The sequence below is a fragment of the Kitasatospora sp. NPDC091257 genome, from assembly GCF_044757675.1.
GTDB classification, from domain to species: domain Bacteria; phylum Actinomycetota; class Actinomycetes; order Streptomycetales; family Streptomycetaceae; genus Kitasatospora; species Kitasatospora lactacystinica.
This window is the reverse complement of record NZ_JBIVVI010001526.1, coordinates 1-1,819: the sequence shown is the minus strand read 5'-3', so window position 1 is coordinate 1,819 and position 1,819 is coordinate 1. Positions and strand designations below refer to the sequence as shown.

The 1,819-nt window shown below is 71.7% G+C and carries 1 protein-coding gene; it reads left to right on the top strand.

Annotated features, from left to right (window positions below):
- Positions 1-100 precede the first annotated feature (100 nt).
- The coding region (fxlM, locus tag ACIQOV_RS39945) for a methyltransferase, FxLD system (RefSeq protein ID WP_401055856.1) at positions 101-1,819 on the top strand (1,719 nt) is incomplete at its 3' end.

Genomic DNA, 1,819 nt, shown 5'->3' with positions numbered 1-1,819 from the left:
CGCCGGCACCGCCCTCGCCCTACTCGCCCCCGCCACCGGCACCACCCCCACAACCAGCTGGGACGCCTGCCTCCTGACCTCCTGACCAAGGACTCCTTCGATGACCACCGGCTGGATCCAGCACGACCTCACCTTCGCCGACCCCACCACCGTCGACCAGATCGCCGCCCACCACCTGACCCCCGCCCTCGACCACGCCCAGAACTCCGGCACGCTGGAGGGCTGGTGGTACATGCACAAGAACGGGCTGCGGCTGCGCTACCGTGCCACCGACTCCGTCCCCGTCATCACCGCGCTCCTGGACACGCTCGCCGAGGCGGGACTCGTCGAGGGCTGGGCCACCGTGGTCTACGAGCCGGAGATTGAGGCGTTCGGCGGCCCCGAGGCCATGGAGATCGCCCACCGGCTCTTCCACACCGACAGCCGGCACCTGATGACCCGCGCCGCCAAGCCCGAGCCTCCTGCACTCGGCCGCACCGAGACCTTTGTCGCCCTCGTCTCCGCCATGCTCCGCTCCGCCGGCCTCGACTGGTACGAACAGGGCGATGTCTGGGCCAAGTTCGCCGCCGAACGCCCCGCGCCACCCGCCCTCGCACCCGAACGGGCCGCCGCCCTGACCACCGCAATGCGCCGCCTGATGACCCTGGACACCCGCCGGCTCACCCGCCCCGGTGGACCGCTCGCCGGACACGCCAGCTGGGTCGACGCCTTCGAGACCGCCGGACAGGACCTCGTCCGCCTGGCACGCGACGGCCGCCTCACCCGCGGACTGCGCGCCGTCCTCGCCCACCTGATGATCTTCCACGCCAACCGCTCCGGCGTACTCATCGAGCACCAAGCCGCCACCGCCGCACGCGCGTTGGACACCGTCTTCCACTCCGGCGAGGGCCCCACGCCCTCGCAATCCACCATCCGCACAACCACTAGGGTCGCCCACGTGACTACTCTCAGCGACAGCGCCGCCACCCCGACCTCCGAGCAGCTGCGCGACAGCCTCACCGACCGTCTCCTTGGCCACGGAGCCATTCGCACCAGCACGGTCGAGGCCGCCTTCCGCACCGTCGCCCGCGAGCACTTCCTGCCCGGATTCCCCCTGGAGGCCGCCTACGCCGACAACCCCACCTACACCAAGACCGACGGCTCCGGTACCCAGATCAGCGCCGCCTCCCAGCCCGCGATCGTCGCCCTGATGCTGGAGCAGCTCGACGCCCGGCCCGGCCAGCGCGTCTTCGAGGCCGGAGCCGGGACCGGAGTCAACGCCGCCTACCTCGCCACCATCGTCGGCCCCGACGGGCACGTGGTCGCCGTCGACGTGGACGACGACCTCGTCGACGGCGCCCGCAAGCACCTCACGGACGCCGGGCTCACCAACGTCGACGTGGTCCTCGGCGACGGCGCCCTCGGCCACCGCGACGCCGCCCCGTTCGACCGCGTGATCGCCACGGTGAGCACCAGCGAGATGCCCACCGCCTGGCTCCAGCAGGTCAAGCCCAGCGGGCGGATCGTCCTGCCCCTGCGGCTGCGCGGCACCGCCTCGCGCACCATCGCCTTCGAACGCGGCGAGAACGGCTGGGTGTCGGTCGACGACCAGCTCGCCGTCTTCATGCCGCTGCGCGGCAGCATGGACGACGCCCGCCGCACCATCGCCCTCACCCACCAAGGCGACGTCACCCTCCAAGTCCACAAGGACCAGCACAACGCCGTCGACGCCGAACTGCTGCGCGGGGTCCTCGACACCGAACGCCACGACGTCTGGACCGACGTCACCATCCCGGCCGGCACCACCTACGAGTACCAGGACCTGTGGCTGGCCCTCACC